11 protein-coding genes, 2 tRNA genes and 2 pseudogenes are annotated in these 14,824 nt (G+C 57.5%); 9 read left to right on the forward strand and 6 right to left on the reverse strand.

Translation table 11 applies throughout. The features are described 5' to 3' along the window. Nucleotides 1–286: pseudogene (locus HF327_RS20455) on the forward strand (hypothetical protein); the annotation flags it as partial. Continuing rightward, nucleotides 283–630, forward strand: a complete 348-nt coding sequence (locus HF327_RS20460) for a hypothetical protein (protein ID WP_198462209.1) — start codon at nt 283–285, stop codon at nt 628–630. The pseudogene HF327_RS20455 and the gene HF327_RS20460, both read left to right, overlap by 4 nt. A 123-nt stretch (nt 631–753) precedes the next feature. On the opposite strand, the pseudogene HF327_RS20465 reads toward HF327_RS20460, so the two are convergent. Beyond that, nucleotides 754–963: pseudogene (locus HF327_RS20465) on the reverse strand (sigma factor); the annotation flags it as partial. 199 nt (nt 964–1,162) lie between these two features. After that, nucleotides 1,163–5,173: a phosphoribosylformylglycinamidine synthase gene (gene purL, locus HF327_RS20470; RefSeq protein ID WP_198462210.1), complete on the reverse strand. Its 4,011-nt coding sequence runs from the start codon at nt 5,171–5,173 to the stop codon at nt 1,163–1,165. A 173-nt stretch (nt 5,174–5,346) separates the two neighbouring features. Here purL and map point away from each other — a divergent pair, with 173 nt between their 5' ends. The 3 genes from map (at nt 5,347) to HF327_RS20485 (ending at nt 9,320) form a co-directional block, all read left to right on the forward strand. After that, complete coding sequence (gene map, locus HF327_RS20475; RefSeq protein WP_198462211.1) at nt 5,347–6,159, forward strand: type I methionyl aminopeptidase; 813 nt, start codon at nt 5,347–5,349, stop codon at nt 6,157–6,159. 192 nt (nt 6,160–6,351) lie between these two features. After that, nucleotides 6,352–9,000, forward strand: coding sequence for a [protein-PII] uridylyltransferase (locus tag HF327_RS20480; RefSeq protein WP_236024321.1), 2,649 nt, complete (start codon nt 6,352–6,354; stop codon nt 8,998–9,000). Nucleotides 9,001–9,056: 56 nt separating this feature from the next. Then, nucleotides 9,057–9,320, forward strand: coding sequence for a hypothetical protein (locus HF327_RS20485; RefSeq protein ID WP_198462213.1), 264 nt, complete (start codon nt 9,057–9,059; stop codon nt 9,318–9,320). Nucleotides 9,321–9,386: 66 nt separating this feature from the next. On the opposite strand, the gene asd is transcribed toward HF327_RS20485, so the two are convergent. After that, complete coding sequence (gene asd / locus HF327_RS20490; RefSeq protein WP_198462214.1) at nt 9,387–10,250, reverse strand: archaetidylserine decarboxylase; 864 nt, start codon at nt 10,248–10,250, stop codon at nt 9,387–9,389. Between the two features lie 406 nt (nt 10,251–10,656). Between asd and infA the strand changes: the two genes are divergently transcribed. Both infA and HF327_RS20500 read left to right on the forward strand, forming a co-directional pair. Next, a complete protein-coding gene (infA, locus tag HF327_RS20495) occupies nt 10,657–10,914 on the forward strand; it encodes a translation initiation factor IF-1 (RefSeq protein WP_198462215.1) in 258 nt (85 codons plus the stop codon). A gap of 69 nt (nt 10,915–10,983) precedes the next feature. Beyond that, a tRNA-Pro gene (locus tag HF327_RS20500) sits at nt 10,984–11,060 on the forward strand. 284 nt (nt 11,061–11,344) lie between these two features. On the opposite strand, the gene uraH is transcribed toward HF327_RS20500, so the two are convergent. Together uraH and HF327_RS20510 are read right to left on the reverse strand one after the other, a co-directional pair. Further along, complete coding sequence (uraH, locus tag HF327_RS20505) at nt 11,345–11,758, reverse strand: hydroxyisourate hydrolase (RefSeq protein WP_198462216.1); 414 nt, start codon at nt 11,756–11,758, stop codon at nt 11,345–11,347. Nucleotides 11,759–11,812: 54 nt separating this feature from the next. Further along, the gene (locus HF327_RS20510) at nt 11,813–12,322 is read right to left on the reverse strand and encodes a GlcG/HbpS family heme-binding protein (RefSeq protein WP_328701936.1); all 510 of its coding nucleotides are present in this window, start codon (nt 12,320–12,322) and stop codon (nt 11,813–11,815) included. Between the two features lie 149 nt (nt 12,323–12,471). Here HF327_RS20510 and HF327_RS20515 point away from each other — a divergent pair, with 149 nt between their 5' ends. Beyond that, nucleotides 12,472–13,146, forward strand: a complete 675-nt coding sequence (locus HF327_RS20515; RefSeq protein WP_198462218.1) for a heavy metal response regulator transcription factor — start codon at nt 12,472–12,474, stop codon at nt 13,144–13,146. Further along, on the forward strand, nt 13,146–14,516 hold the full coding sequence (locus HF327_RS20520; protein WP_206764492.1) for a heavy metal sensor histidine kinase: 1,371 nt from the start codon (nt 13,146–13,148) through the stop codon (nt 14,514–14,516). Before HF327_RS20515 ends, HF327_RS20520 begins: the two co-directional genes overlap by 1 nt. 198 nt (nt 14,517–14,714) lie before the next feature. Here the strand turns inward: HF327_RS20520 and HF327_RS20525 are convergent. Further along, nucleotides 14,715–14,791, reverse strand: a tRNA-Pro gene (locus tag HF327_RS20525). Nucleotides 14,792–14,824: the final 33 nt, after the last annotated feature.

A 14,824-nucleotide genomic window follows, 5' to 3' on the forward strand; every position in this document is an offset into this window, starting at 1 on the left:
TCCTTTGGTGATGCCGGCATCTGAGCCATTTATGCCTCAAGTCTGTACCCCCGCCCAAGGCCTGGTAGCCCTCTACGCCCTGCAAGCCATCACCGAGGACAACGTGCTGTCGGCCATAGCCCAGATCCCAGACCCTGTGCAACAGTACACCGCAAAGATCGGCTACCAGCACGCCACAACCTGGGAGCGCAACAGCCCCACGATGCAAGCAATGTCCCAGTTGTTGCAGTTGTCCGATCAGGACCTGGATGCTCTGTTTACCTATGCTGCGGGAGTGAATTTATGAAGGAGCTTGTCATTCATGCCAGCATTACGTTGGCCGCAGTCTGGCTGCTGTGGGTCATGTTCGTGGCCGTGATGCGTCTGCAAATGCTGCGCGATGCCGGCCAGCTCACCACGGGACAAAAGATCATGGGCTACCCGACGCTGCTCCTGGGCCTGGTGCTCGACTTTGCGCTCAATGTCGTGCTCTGCACGCTGATCTTCATTGAGCTACCGCGCGAGTGGACCGTTTCGGCTCGCCTATGGCGCCACAGCACGCAGGGGTCAGGCTGGAGGAAGAAGGCAGCGTTGCTGGTGCGAACACAGCTCCTCGACACTGCCGACCCGCGAGGCTACCACTCGGGCTGACGTACGGTCGGATGGGTTCTAAACAAGAAAGGCCGGGTGAGTCCGGCCTTTTGCAATTCCTTTGCACTGATTGAAATCGAATGCAGCGTGATTTATCACACATCAGCGGCCCTAGTTTTCGCGGCGCGCTTCAACCGTGGTCAGGAAGGCCTTGGGCTCGCGAGCCGATACGGGCTCCTGACGCGCCAGCAAGCGCAAGAACGTGTCATGCGCCAGATCGCCCGCCTGATGCACATCGCCAAGTCTTCTGCGCAGCCAACCATGCAACCAGCCATGGTGCTCGGTGTAGAGACGGGCGACCTCGTGATGCAGGGGGCTGGTGCTAGACGGCATGGCAGGTTTGAGTTCCCTCGCGGGTTCGCTGAAGGCTCTCAATCAATAATGATTATTATTTAGATTGTATCCAGATACAGAATCTGCCTCCGGTCAAATCCAGCAGCGACCGCCATACCAGCCAGATATTGGTACGCCAGCATGAAAAAAGGCTCTGCAGAACGCAGAGCCTTTTCATTGCACTGGCAGCGCCTGGGAATCAGCCCAGCCACTTGCGGGCGTTGCGCCACACATTCATCCAGGGGCTGAATTGAGACTTATCGCCCGATGTCCAGCTCATCTGCACGTTGCGGAACACACGCTCGGGGTGGGGCATCATGGCGGTGAAGCGGCCGTCAGCCGTGGTCACCGCCGTCAAGCCACCGGCCGAGCCGTTGGGGTTGAACGGGTACTGCTCGGTAGGCTGGCCATGGTTGTCCACGTAACGCATGGATTGGAGCACCTGATCCGCATTGCCACGGAACTGGAAGTTGGCAAAGCCTTCGCCATGTGCCACGGCGATTGGCAGGCGCGAGCCGGCCATGCCTTGCAGGAACAGGCTAGGCGATTCCAGCACTTCCACCATCGACAGACGCGCTTCAAAACGGTTGCTCTGGTTTTGCGTGAAGCGTGGCCAGTCTTGTGCGCCAGGGATGATGTCGGCCAGTTCGGCAAACATCTGGCAGCCGTTGCACACGCCCAGACCGAAGGTATCGGTACGGCCAAAGAAGGCCTGGAACTGCTCCGACAGACGGTCGTTGAACGTGATGGAGCGTGCCCAGCCGATGCCAGCACCCAAGGTGTCACCGTAGCTGAAACCACCGCAGGCAACGACGCCGGCAAAGTCTTTCAGCTGTGCACGGCCAGCTTGCAGGTCGCTCATGTGCACGTCCACCGCATCAAAACCGGCTTCGGTAAAGGCGTAGGCCATTTCCACATGGGAGTTCACGCCCTGCTCACGCAGCACGGCCACGCGGGGCTTGGCAGCCACGTTGATGAAAGGCGCTGCCACGTTGACCTGGGGGTCGAACGTCAGGTGCACATGCATGCCGGGATCGCTTGCTTGACCAGCGGCTGCGTGTTCGCTGTCGGCGCACACGGGGTTGTCACGCTGCTGGTTGATCTTCCAGCTCACGGCATCCCACACCTGGTGCAGGTCGGAGAGCGTTGCGCCAAAGACCTTGTTCGCATCGCGCCACACTTGCAGCTCGCCCTTGCCAGCGTCCACGGGGGAGGACACAGGGCGGGTCTTGCCCACAATGGTGGAGCACTGGATCAAACCATGCTCACGCAGCACATCCATCACTTCGGTGCGGTCTGCGGTGCGGATTTGCAGCACGGCGCCCAGCTCTTCGTTGAACAGTGCACGCAGGGTTTGCTCTTCGCGGCGTCCGGAGACTTGCTTGCCCCAGTTCTTACCTTCACCGCTATCCATGCGGCTGTCGGAGATGCCGTCGCCTTCGGTGATCAGCATGTCCACATTCAGCGCCACGCCCACATGGCCGGCAAAGGCCATTTCTGCCACGGTGGCCAGCAGGCCGCCGTCGCCCTTGTCGTGGTAGGCCAAGATCAGGCCCTTGGCGCGCAAAGCGTTCACGGCATCGACCATGGCGATCAGGTCCTTGGCGTCGTCCAGATCAGGCACTTCGTTGCCGGACTGATTGAGCACTTGGCCAATGATGGAGCCGCCCATGCGGTTCTTGCCGCGGCCCAGATCGATCAGCACCAGTGTGCTGTCGTCTTCCTCGGCGTTGAGCTGAGGCGTCAGCGTGGTGCGCACATCATCAATCGACGCAAAGCCCGTGATGATCAAACTCACGGGCGAGGTGACCTTCTTGGTTACACCGTTCTCGCTCCATTGCGTGCGCATCGACAAGCTGTCTTTGCCCACGGGAATCGAGATGTTCAGCGCGGGGCACAGCTCCATACCCACAGCCTTCACCGTGGCGTACAGCGCAGCGTCTTCACCGGCTTCGCCGCAAGCGGCCATCCAGTTGGCCGACATCTTCACCTTGCTCAACTCGATGGGTGCCGCCAGCATGTTGGTGATGGCTTCTGCCACTGCCATGCGGCCCGAGGCGGGAGCGTTGATGGCCGCCAGCGGCGTGCGCTCGCCCATGGCCATGGCCTCACCTTTGAAGCCCTTGTAGTCCGCCAGCGTCACGGCCACGTCGGCCACAGGCACTTGCCATGGGCCAACCATCTGGTCGCGGTGGGTCAGACCACCGACGGCGCGGTCGCCGATGGTAATGAGGAAGCGCTTGGAGGCCACGGTGGGGTGAGCCAGCACGTCGATCACGGCCTGTTCCAGCGCCACGCCGGTCAGGTTAATCGCGGGCAGCTCGCGCTCTACGGTGGTCACGTCCTTGTGTACCTTGGGCGGCTTGCCCAGCAGCACTTCCATGGGCATGTCGACCGGGAACTTCTGGTCACCCGCTTCCACAGCCGTGTCTTCCAGCACCAGCTGACGCTCTTCAGTGGCCGTGCCGATGACGGCAAACGGGCAGCGCTCGCGCTCGCAGAAGGCGGCGAACTGCGCTAGCGATTCAGGGGCAATGGCCATCACGTAACGCTCTTGCGATTCGTTGGACCAGATTTCCTTGGGCGACATGCCCGATTCTTCGAGCTTCACTGCACGCAGATCAAAGCGCGCGCCACGACCCGCATCATTGGTCAGCTCAGGAAAGGCGTTGGAGATACCACCGGCACCCACGTCGTGGATGGCCAAGATGGGGTTTTTCTCGCCCTGCTGCCAGCAGTGGTTGATGACTTCTTGCGCACGGCGCTCAATCTCGGGGTTGCCGCGCTGCACCGAATCAAAATCCAGCTCAGCCGCGTTGGTGCCCGAAGCCATGGAGCTGGCTGCACCGCCGCCCATGCCAATGCGCATGCCGGGGCCGCCCAGCTGGATCAGCAAGGTGCCAGCGGGGAACAAAATTTTCTTGGTCTGCTCGGAGTCGATCACGCCCAGACCACCGGCAATCATGATGGGCTTGTGGTAGCCACGGGTGATGTCGCCGACTTGCTGCTCGTATTCGCGGAAGTAACCGGTCAGGTTGGGGCGGCCAAACTCGTTGTTGAACGCCGCGCCACCCAAGGGGCCTTCGATCATGATTTGCAGCGGGCTGGCAATGTGCTCAGGCTTGCCCACTTCACTGCCCCAGAGCTTGGACACGGTGAAACCGGTCAGACCTGCCTTGGGCTTGGAGCCACGGCCGGTGGCACCTTCGTCACGGATTTCGCCGCCGTTGCCGGTGGATGCACCTGCGAACGGAGAGATGGCCGTGGGATGGTTGTGCGTCTCGACCTTCATCAACACATGGTTGATGGCAGTCTGTTTTTGATAGCTAGGAGCGCTTGCGCTGTCTGCACCAGCATTGAATTTGGCGGTAAAACGCTCGACTTCATGGCCTTGCATGATGGAGGCGTTGTCCGAGTACGCGACTACCGTGTGCTGAGGCGACACGGCTTCGGTGTTGCGGATCATGCCGAACAGAGATTTCTCTTGCGCCACACCGTCAATAGTGAAGTTGGCGTTGAAGATCTTGTGGCGACAGTGCTCGGAGTTCGCCTGCGCGAACATCATCAGCTCCACATCGGTGGGGTTGCGCTTCAGACCCTTGAAGGCGTTTTCGAGGTACTCGATTTCGTCTTCGGCCAGAGCCAGGCCCCACTGTTTGTTCGCTTTTTCCAGAGCAGCAGCGCCTCCACCCAGCACATCCACAAACTCCATGGGCTCTGCGGCCAGGGTCGTGAACAGCTGCTCGGCCTCTGCACGGGTGGCAAAGACCGATTCGGTCATCCGGTCATGCAGCAGCGCAGCGATTTGCGCGGTTTGCTCTTGCGACAGCTCGGGCTTGCCGCCGAGGATGCCGGACTTGAGTTCCACACGGAACTCGGTCATGCGCTCGACGCGGAAGACGTTCAGGCCGCAGTTGCGGGCAATGTCGGTCGCCTTGGAGGCCCAGGGCGAGATCGTTCCCAGACGGGGCGTGACAATAAATGCCACACCGTCGGTCGTGCCGACATAGGGATCGCCATAGGTCAAGAGTGCCGACAGGCGCTCTTGCAATGCGGGCACCGGAGCACCCTCCGTAGCCACCAGATGCACAAAGCGTGCAGACACGCTGGTGATCTTGGAGTGGATAGCGACCAGATCGGTCAAAAGCTGTTGAGCGCGGAACGAGCTAAGAGCGTTTCCACCCTCAAACTGTGTCAAATGCAAGGTCACGTGGCGGCCTGTTTATGTGAAGGCTGGTGAATGCGCCCCCGCCTTGACCCGTTAAAGGTCAAAGCCAAGGCACTGTATCGGTGAGCCTCACATTTTACCGTCCCTCGGACTTACCCCAAGCCCTCGCGTCCCTTGCCCCTGCAAGTTCAAGCCCGCAATGGGATAATTCCACCATGAGCATCACACTGAAACCCCCCGAAGACATCGAGCGCATGCGCATTGCCGGCCGCTTTGCTTCGGATGTGCTGGACTACATCACCCCCCACATCAAGCCGGGCATCACCACCCAGCAAATCGACGATCTGTGCGCCGCACGCATGGCCGAGCAAGGCACCAAGACCGCCTGCCTGGGCTATCAGCCTCCGGGCATGACGCCCTACCCGGCCTATGTCTGCACCTCGGTCAACCACGTGGTCTGCCACGGCATCCCCAATGACAAGCCTTTGAAGAAGGGCGATATCGTCAATGTGGACGTGACCGTGATTACCGAGGACGGCTGGTTTGGCGACAACAGCCGCATGTTCCTGATCGGTGACGGCACGATTGCTGGCAAGCGCCTGAGCAAGCTGACGTTTGAAGCCATGTGGAAGGGTATCGAGCAGGTCAAGCCCGGTGCCACCCTGGGCGATATTGGCCATGCCATCCAGACCTATGCCGAAGGCCATAACCTGAGCGTGGTGCGTGAGTACTGCGGCCACGGCATTGGCAAAGTCTTCCACGACGAGCCACAGGTGCTGCACTATGGCCGCCCCGGCGACGGTGTGGTTCTGGAAGAAGGCATGGTCTTCACCATCGAGCCCATGCTGAACCTGGGCAAGCGCGACATCAAGGCCATGCCCGATGGCTGGACCGTGATTACCAAAGACCGCAGCCTGACCGCACAGTGGGAGCTGATGCTGGCCGTCACCAAGACCGGCTATGACGTACTGACCTGGTCGGATGGCTCGCCCACGCCCCCCGACTTCATCAAAGCCATCCGCACCTGATCATTTTTCAGCTGCCTCCGAGCACCATGCCGCACCCAGCCAGACTGGTTGCGGCATATTTTTTGCTTGCAGCCATTGTGTCGCAAGCGCTTTGCGCTCACCTTTTTGCAGACACGGGCTTCAGGCCCAAGTCAGTTGAGTTAAGGTGGTAGTTAAGCAATTGCTCTGTTGAAACCGTTTTTTCTGCTGCGCATGACCTCCTCTGCCCTCTCTCCTGCCGCCGCGCCTGACGCGCCCGATCAACCCTCGCTACAAACTCTGCGCGAGGAATTCCGCACGGCCAAGGCCAAGCAGATAGCGCTGCTGCACAACCCGGCTCTGGGTCGGCGCAGCGTAAGAGGTGTGCTGCACCATTTCAGTGAACTGGCCGATGGCCTGCTGCGCACACTCTGGCAGCGAGCGCAAATGCCAGAGACCGCAGCCCTGCTGGCCGTGGGCGGCTATGGGCGCGCCCAGCTTTTTCCCTATTCAGACATTGATGTGCTGGTGCTTCTGCCCCAAAGTGGAGCACAGCCCGCGCCTGAAACCGCAGCAAGCATCGAACAATTCATCAGCAGTTGCTGGGATGCGGGGCTTGAAATTGGCTCCAGTGTGCGCAGCATTGCCGAGTGCCTGCAGGAAGCCGCGCAAGACCTGACGGTGCAGACCGCCATGCTCGAATCCCGCCGCATCACCGGCAGCCAGCCCCTGTTTGCCGATTTTGAAAGCCAGTTCCGCGCGCAGCTGGAGCCCAAGGCATTTGTCGAAGGCAAGATTCTGGAGATGCGCCAGCGCCATGCCAAATATGACTTCACGCCGTATTCTCTGGAGCCCAACTGCAAGGAATCGCCCGGCGGCCTGCGCGACCTGCATACCATGCTCTGGCTCACCAAGGCCGCAGGCTTGGGCAGCAGTTGGCATGAGCTGGCCGAGCAAGGCCTGATTACTCCGTTTGAGGTGCAGCAGCTCGAATCCAACGAGTCACTGCTCAGCCTGATTCGCGCCCGCCTGCACGCCGCAGCGGGGCGGCATGAAGACCGCCTGGTGTTTGACCTGCAAACCGCCGTGGCTGAGGCCTTTGGCTACCGCTCCACCACGCCGGAAGGCCGCAAACTGGCCATGCGCGCAGGTGAGACGCTGATGCGCCACTATTACTGGGCGGCCAAAGCAGTGACCCAGCTGTGCCAGATTGTGCGCATGAGCATTGAAGAGCGCCTGAACCCCAGCTCGCACAAGTTGATACGTCTGAACGAGCGCTTTTGCGAGAAGGCTGGCGCCATTGAAGTCGTCAGCGACGACCTTTACGAGCGCGACCCGCATGCGATTCTTGAGACTTTTCTCATGTATGAGCAGCACGAGGGGCTGACAGGCCTTTCCACCCGCACCCTGCGCGCGCTGTATGCCAGCCGCGATGTGATGGACAGCGCATTTCGCCATGACCCGGTGAACCGCGCCACCTTCATGAAAATTCTGCAGCAGCCGCGCGGCATCACCCATGCCATCCGGCTAATGAACCAGACCTCGGTGCTGGGTCGCTACCTGTGGCCATTTCGCCGCATCGTGGGGCAGATGCAGCACGACCTGTTTCACGTTTACACCGTGGATCAGCATATCTTGATGGTGCTGCGCAATGTGCGGCGCTTCTTCATGGCCGAACATGCCCACGAGTATCCGTTCTGCTCCCAGCTGGCCGCCGGCTGGGACAAGCCGTGGATTCTGTATCTGGCCGCCCTGTTTCACGACATTGGCAAGGGCCGCGGCGGCGATCACTCCATCATCGGCTCGGTAGAAATCAAGCGCTTTTGCCGCGCCCACCAGATTGACAAAGCCGATGCCAAACTGGCCGATTTTCTGGTCCGCGAGCACCTGACCATGAGCCAGGTCGCACAGAAACAGGACTTGTCAGATCCCGACGTCATTCGTGCCTTTGCCGATCGCGTGGGCAATGAGCGATATTTGACCGCCCTGTACCTGCTGACGGTAGCCGACATTCGCGGCACCAGCCCCAAGGTCTGGAGCGCATGGAAGGGCAAGCTGCTGGAAGACACCTACCGCCTGACACTGCGCGTGCTGGGCGGCCGCGCCCCCGATGCCGCAGCCGAAGTGGAAGGCCGCAAGCGCGAGGCCTTGATCCAGCTGGCCTTGACGGCCCAGCCCTTTGAGTCACACAAAAAACTCTGGGAATCGCTGGATGTGAGCTACTTCATGCGCCATGAAGCGGCTGACATTGCCTGGCACACCCGGCATCTCTCGCGCCATGTAGGCTCAGGCAAACCCGTGGTACGGGCCCGTCGATCACTGGCGGGCGAAGGCCTGCAGGTGCTGGTGTATGCACCTGATCAGGCCGATCTGTTCGCCCGCATCTGCGGCTATTTCGATCGCGCCAGCTTTTCGATTCTCGACGCCCGTGTGCACACGGCCAACAACGGCTATGCGCTGGATACGTTCCAGGTCATTGCCCCCACGATGCAGGATCAGTACCGTGAACTGATGCACATGGTGGAAAACGACCTGACGCACGCTCTGCTGCAGGGCGGCCCGCTCCCCACCCCCTCGCAAAGACGGTTGTCCCGCCGGGTCAAGAGCTTTCCGTTTGCACCGCGTGTCGCACTACGGCCTGATGAGAAGGCGCAGCACTGGCTACTATCCATCTCCGCATCGGACCGGGCCGGCTTGCTCTACATCATTGCCCGCATCCTGGCTCAGCACCATATCAGCGTGCATCTGGCCAAGATCAGTACGCTGGGTGAGCGGGTGGAAGACACTTTCCTGATCGAAGGCCCGGAGCTGCAAGACAACAACAGCCAGTTGCGCATAGAGACCGAGCTACTCAAGGCACTGGCCCAGTCCAGCGGAAATTGAAGCTTCAGTTGGGAGAAAAGCTGCCGATAAGCATTCACCACTACTACGGAAAGCCTATGCAGCTCGCCTCCAATGAAGTTGCGGCCCCGCCGCCCAGCACGACCCGCAGTGGCCTGTTTCATATGCCGCTGTTTCGCCCCGGTACCGAGGTGACCCAAAATGGCCGACGAGAAATCGTCAGCCACGTCATTCTGCGCAGACGAGAGCTGATGGTTTATCTGCAAGGCCATGACGACCCCGTCAAACCAGACCGACTGCATCTGGCTCCGTCGCTGTTCACCACCGAACGCAGCCCCCAGCCGCTGACCTGGTTTCTGTAAATAGTCAGACATCAAAAAAGCCGCTGACCCTTATGGCATCAGCGGCTTTCGCTATGAATGTTGAATTCAGTTCAACGGAGGCTGCGCATTGGCCATCACTTGGCCCAGTTGCACCGGTGCCGCAGGCTGCCACTGCCCGTTAAATTGCAGCCCCGCGCTTTTCGGGAACAGCATGACCACGGTGGAGCCCAGTTGAAAGCGCCCCATTTCGGCCCCCTTCGCCAGCTCGACGGCTTCAGTGTCTTCATAGTTCCAGGTCTTGATGTGACCAGGGCGCGGCGGGTTGATCAGGCCATGCCAAACGGTTGCCATGCTGCCCACAATCGTGGCGCCCACCAGCACCATGACAAACGGGCCGTGCGCGGTATCAAACACACAGACCACGCGCTCGTTGCGCGCGAACAGGCCAGGTACGCCACGCGCAGTCACCGGGTTGACTGAAAACAGATCGCCGGGCACATAAGTCATGCTGCGCAGCTTGCCTGCACAAGGCATATGAATGCGGTGATAGTCACGCGGGCTCAAGTAGATGGTGGCAAAGCTGCCGTCATCAAACTGACGAGCCAATGCAGCATCGCCCCCCACCAGCGCGGTGGCGCTGTATTGATGGCCCTTGGCCTGAAAAATCTGCTCGCCTTCAATCTTGCCAAACTGGCTGATGGCGCCATCGACAGGGCATACCCAGTCCGCCTGAGCCAAAGGACGAGCACCATCCTTGAGCGCCCGCGTAAAAAAGGCATTGAATGTCTTATAGGCCGCGGGATCAGAGTTCGCCGCCTCGGCCATATTGACCTTGTAACGCTGAATAAAGCGACGAATGACTGCCGTCGTCAAGCTCCCGGCCTCGGCCTGGGCCAGTTTCCCCATCAAGGCGGTCAGAGCCTGCTTGGGCAAGAAATATTGAGAAAGTACGGCAAGTCGATCAGACACAGTGTTTTTTTGCTATCAAAGTTATAGAACAGTGGACAGGATTCTAGCCAAGACAATGGTGATCGCCACGGTCTTTCAAAACACCAGTCTGCGTCTGCACCTATTGCACCTGCAAGGCAGCCCTAGACATCCGTGAAACCTCTATGAAAAAGTGCACAAAACCCGTCTTATCGATGCGACGTCCTACCCTTTTTCCAGAACATAAGCAAGGCCAAGACGCTACAATTCTGATGTTTAGCTGAATGCTTTTTGCCGCATTGCTAATGGGATATCGGCCTTTTGTTTGGTCTGCGCAGTCTGCGCTGCGCGCCCGCCACGTAAAAGGCCTGAGTCATACACCACTCAGGCCTTTTACGTGGCGATGACGAACAAGCGCCGCAACTGACCTTTTTGAGAGATTGAACAAATGGCCAAGGAAGAACTGATTGAAATGCAAGGCTCCGTGACGGAAGTCCTGCCTGACTCGCGTTTTCGCGTCACGCTGGAAAACGGTCACCAACTGATTGCCTACACAGGCGGCAAGATGCGCAAGCATCACATTCGCATTCTGGCGGGCGATAACGTGTCGCTGGAAATGTCGCCCTATGATCTGACCAAGGGGCGCATCACCTTCCGCCACCTGGCCAACCGTGGCCCAGGCCCTACCCCGCGTCGCGCTAAGTAATTCGCCTCTTCACTCAAAAGTAGCCGCTCCTCCAAAACGAGCTGATTTTTGTGCCTATAATAGAGACTTCGGAGCGTAGCGCAGCCTGGTAGCGCATCTGCTTTGGGAGCAGAGGGTCGCGAGTTCGAATCCCGCCGCTCCGACCAATGATTCAAGGACTTAGCTGAGAAATCGGCTAAGTCCTTTTGTCTTTTCTGGGTTGCAGAGCAAAAAAATGTTCCTTTGCCCTCTTTATTGTCTTTCTCCGCGCGGCAGTAGTGCCTAGCGTGGTCGCCCATTTAAGGCGATGGACTCAACCAGCAAACACCAGATAGCGGTCTCGTTAGCAGTCCTCTAGCGAGCTTTACACCTTGACTGCGAAAGAACCGCAATTGCCCTTCCGCCTGCCGCTGTGACTTCCCGCACCAAATGCCGGGAAGTCAAGATCCGATCAGTTACCGCGGTAGCTAGAGAAGCCGTAAGGGCTCAGCAATAAAGGGATATGGTAGTGGGGGACCGAGCCATCAGCCTTGAAAATCACGGGAATTTCAGGGAAGAACGTAGAAGTCTTGTGCTTGTTGAACCACTCCTCCGTCTGGAAGGTTACGCGATAGCTGCCTTTTTCCATGATCGACTCGGAAGGGTACAGTGCTGGAATACGGCCCTGCTCGTTGGTGATGCCTTCATTGATTTTCACCCACTTGCTATCAACCTTTTTTTCCAGACTCACGCTCACACCCGCCGACGGCAAGCCATCTTGCAAGTTCAGCACATGAACGCTCAAGGGATTGGACGCAGCGAGAGCGGAGCTGACAAAGGCGGCATTCAACAGCAGGCCGGCGATAAGCAATTTGGTTTTTTGCATGGAAGTTCCCAGGGTGTAGATCAATAAATAAGGAAGAGAAACAAATAAAGGCAGTTACTTGGAGGCACCCAGCACTTTGTCGATGGCTTGCAAGGCGCAGCTTTCGTCAATGATTGAACCGCCGGCTCCGCCGACACCGATGGCGCCAATGACTTCGGCACCCACTTTCACGGGCACTCCGCCGCCGATCAATAAAAGGCTGTCAATCGTGTTCAGATTGTTGGACTCGGGGTTCTTGCGTGCGTTTTCCGCAAAAATGCGCGAAGGCGTCTTGCTTGAAAGCGCCGTGAAAGCCTTCTTAACAGCGGCGTCGGTGTTGTGCGGTCCAACACTGTCGTCACGCTGCAAAGAAAGCAGATGACCACCACGGTCAATCACTGCTGCAACTGCAGAGCGACCTTGTGCATGGCATGCCGACATGGTTGCCTCCACCAAAGCATTCGCCAAATTGAGCGACATATTGCTTTGTTGTAATGGAGCGGGTTGGGCAGCAAACGCATGCACCGAGACCAGCAAAAGAAAGCCGCAAGCCGGCTTGATGAAAAACAATCGCATTCTGATCATCCTGTATTCGAGTTGTTTAGCGAATAGAGGCAATTCTGCGCACTGCTCTTAACACCAAGATTGCACGTTCATTACATTTTTTTAATGTGGCCCAGGCCATCTATCGTTATGATTTTCACATTTAAAACACAAAATCAATTAATTAAATTATGCGAATATTAATCATAGAGGACGAGATAAAGGCTGCAGAGTACCTAAAGAAGGGTCTCACGAATTCAGGCTATCAAGTCGAGACTTCCAACGACGGCATCGATGGACTCTTCATCGCACAATCCAGCGACTTTGATTTACTGATCCTCGATGTCATGCTACCCGGCATTGACGGCTGGAGTTTTATTCGCCGTTTTCGTGAACGCAGCCAAGCTCCCGTACTCTTTTTAACGGCAAGAGACGCCGTGGAGGACCGCGTAAAAGGATTGGAGCTAGGTGCCGATGACTACCTGATCAAACCCTTTTCGTATGCAGAGCTTTTGGCACGGGTGCGCACCCTGCTGCGCAGAACGCCGATACGCCAACAAGACACTTTCGAGCTGGCCGATCTGGAGGTAGACATGCTCAAGCGCCGGGCCATACGTGCCGGCCAGCGCATTGACTTGACGAACAAAGAGTTCGCATTGCTGCAACTACTGCTACTGCACAAAGGAGAGGTGATGTCGCGCAGCCAAATTGCCTCTCAAGTGTGGGACATGAATTTTGACAGCGACACCAATGTGGTGGATGTGGCCATCCGCCGCCTGCGGGCCAAAATTGATGACGGGTTTTCAGTCAAGCTCATCCAAACCGTGCGCGGGATGGGTTACCGCATTGAGGAAATGCTGCCGTGATGCATCAAAAACATGCCAGCCTTCGGCTAAGGCTCGCTTTGCTGTTTGCCTTAGCAAGTGCGGTTTTGTTTGCCTTGATGGGTTTTTATGTTTTCAACGCACTGGAAAGAGAAGTCGCATACCGCGATGACATGGCCTTACTGGGGCGCATTGATCGCATTGAAAATATTATAAAAGACAATAGCAATATCGATTTATTAAAAAAACAGCCAAAGCTTTATTCCAATATGCTCGGCAATAAAGACAATGCTTTATGGATTATTAATGAAGCAGGTGATGTATTAATTGATGTTAACCCAGAAAACTTAGCGACACCTATAATTTCCGAATTGAAGCCGTCACCCCTGTTCACAACGACGAGTTCGGAACCTGCTCGCATGGCCTGGGAAAAGGTGAATAGCGGAGATGCAAACCTCTTTATCATCGCGAGCAAATTACTGACCGAGCGCGAACAGATGATGGCCGCTTATCGCTGGAATCTGGGCATTGCGTGGGTGGCTGGTGTGCTTCTGGCATTCATCGTCGGGTGGGAAGTGGTGCGCCGTGGACTTTTACCCCTGCACCGACTAAGCCAGCAAGCGGCAGGCGTTAGCCCCCAGCATCTGGGCCTGCGCCTGGATGAACAACAACAGCCTCAAGAACTGCAAGCCTTGACGGTGGCCTTGAACTTGATGCTTGCACGACTGGAGGAAGGGTACGCAAAACTTTCCCAGTTTTCGGAGGATTTGGCCCATGAGATGCGGACCCCGCTCAACAATCTCATGATTCAAAACCAGCTGACGCTGAGCCAGCCCCGAACGTTTGAAGACTACGAGCATTTACTCGACTCCCAGCAAGAGGAGTACGAGCGCTTAGCGCGAATGATTGACAACATGCTATTTCTAGCCAGAGCAGAAAAGCATGATTCAGCGTTGCAGCTGGAGTCCGTGGATTTGGAAAAATTATCGCAACAGCTTTCAGGGTACTTCGAGGGAATGGCCCAGGAGCGTGGAATGCGGATTGAAACAACCGCCCACGGCTATCTGACAGCAGACAACGCCTTGGTACGCCGCGCATTGGCCAATCTTGTAGCAAATGCGATTCGTTATGGACAGGCCAATACCATCGTCACCCTGCGATGCAATACTCAGACTCCAAAGTGGCTAGATATTGAGGTGCTGAATCAAGGGGCTGCGATTGGAGGCGAACACCTTCCCCGGATATTTGATCGCTTCTATCGCTGTGATGCATCTCGCTCCCATCCCGATGATTCAGGCGGTCTGGGCCTCGCGATTGTCCACTCCATCATGCTCATGCACGGCGGCGAAGTGCTCGTCAGTAGCTCGACTGAAAGCACCCAATTTACCCTGCGTTTCCCCCGGCAGGTTTAGCACTAGAGGTGACCCTAATCGCTTGAACAACCCAGCCCCGTTGCGAAGAGAGGTCGTCGTCGGGGTCATGCCTTACAAGCCATTTGTCCGAAAATTGTGTCGCGCTACCTGCATAAAACACCACTGCAGCCTGCAGCAGTTGCACAGCACAATAGAAAAAAGACTCCTAGCTTTATAGCTAGGAGTCTTTATCTAGTTTGGTCGGAATGGCGGGATTCGAACTCGCGACCCCTTGCACCCCATGCAAGTGCGCTACCAGGCTGCGCTACATTCCGTGTTGTTGCTGCGAATTATAGGGAGGAAAAACA

This window comes from Comamonas suwonensis, assembly GCF_012844455.2.
GTDB lineage: Bacteria > Pseudomonadota > Gammaproteobacteria > Burkholderiales > Burkholderiaceae_C > Comamonas > Comamonas suwonensis.

Excerpts from the sequence above, each read along its gene's own strand:
- HF327_RS20460 (WP_198462209.1), top strand. The coding sequence starts at position 283 with ATGAAGGAGCTTGTCATTCATGCCAGCATTACGTTGGCCGCAGTCTGG.
- map (WP_198462211.1), top strand. The coding sequence starts at position 5,347 with ATGAGCATCACACTGAAACCCCCCGAAGACATCGAGCGCATGCGCATT.
- HF327_RS20480 (WP_236024321.1), top strand. The coding sequence starts at position 6,352 with ATGACCTCCTCTGCCCTCTCTCCTGCCGCCGCGCCTGACGCGCCCGAT.
- HF327_RS20485 (WP_198462213.1), top strand. The coding sequence starts at position 9,057 with ATGCAGCTCGCCTCCAATGAAGTTGCGGCCCCGCCGCCCAGCACGACC.
- infA (WP_198462215.1), top strand. The coding sequence starts at position 10,657 with ATGGCCAAGGAAGAACTGATTGAAATGCAAGGCTCCGTGACGGAAGTC.
- uraH (WP_198462216.1), bottom strand. The coding sequence starts at position 11,758 with ATGCAAAAAACCAAATTGCTTATCGCCGGCCTGCTGTTGAATGCCGCC.
- HF327_RS20510 (WP_328701936.1), bottom strand. The coding sequence starts at position 12,322 with ATGATCAGAATGCGATTGTTTTTCATCAAGCCGGCTTGCGGCTTTCTT.
- HF327_RS20515 (WP_198462218.1), top strand. The coding sequence starts at position 12,472 with ATGCGAATATTAATCATAGAGGACGAGATAAAGGCTGCAGAGTACCTA.
- HF327_RS20520 (WP_206764492.1), top strand. The coding sequence starts at position 13,146 with ATGCATCAAAAACATGCCAGCCTTCGGCTAAGGCTCGCTTTGCTGTTT.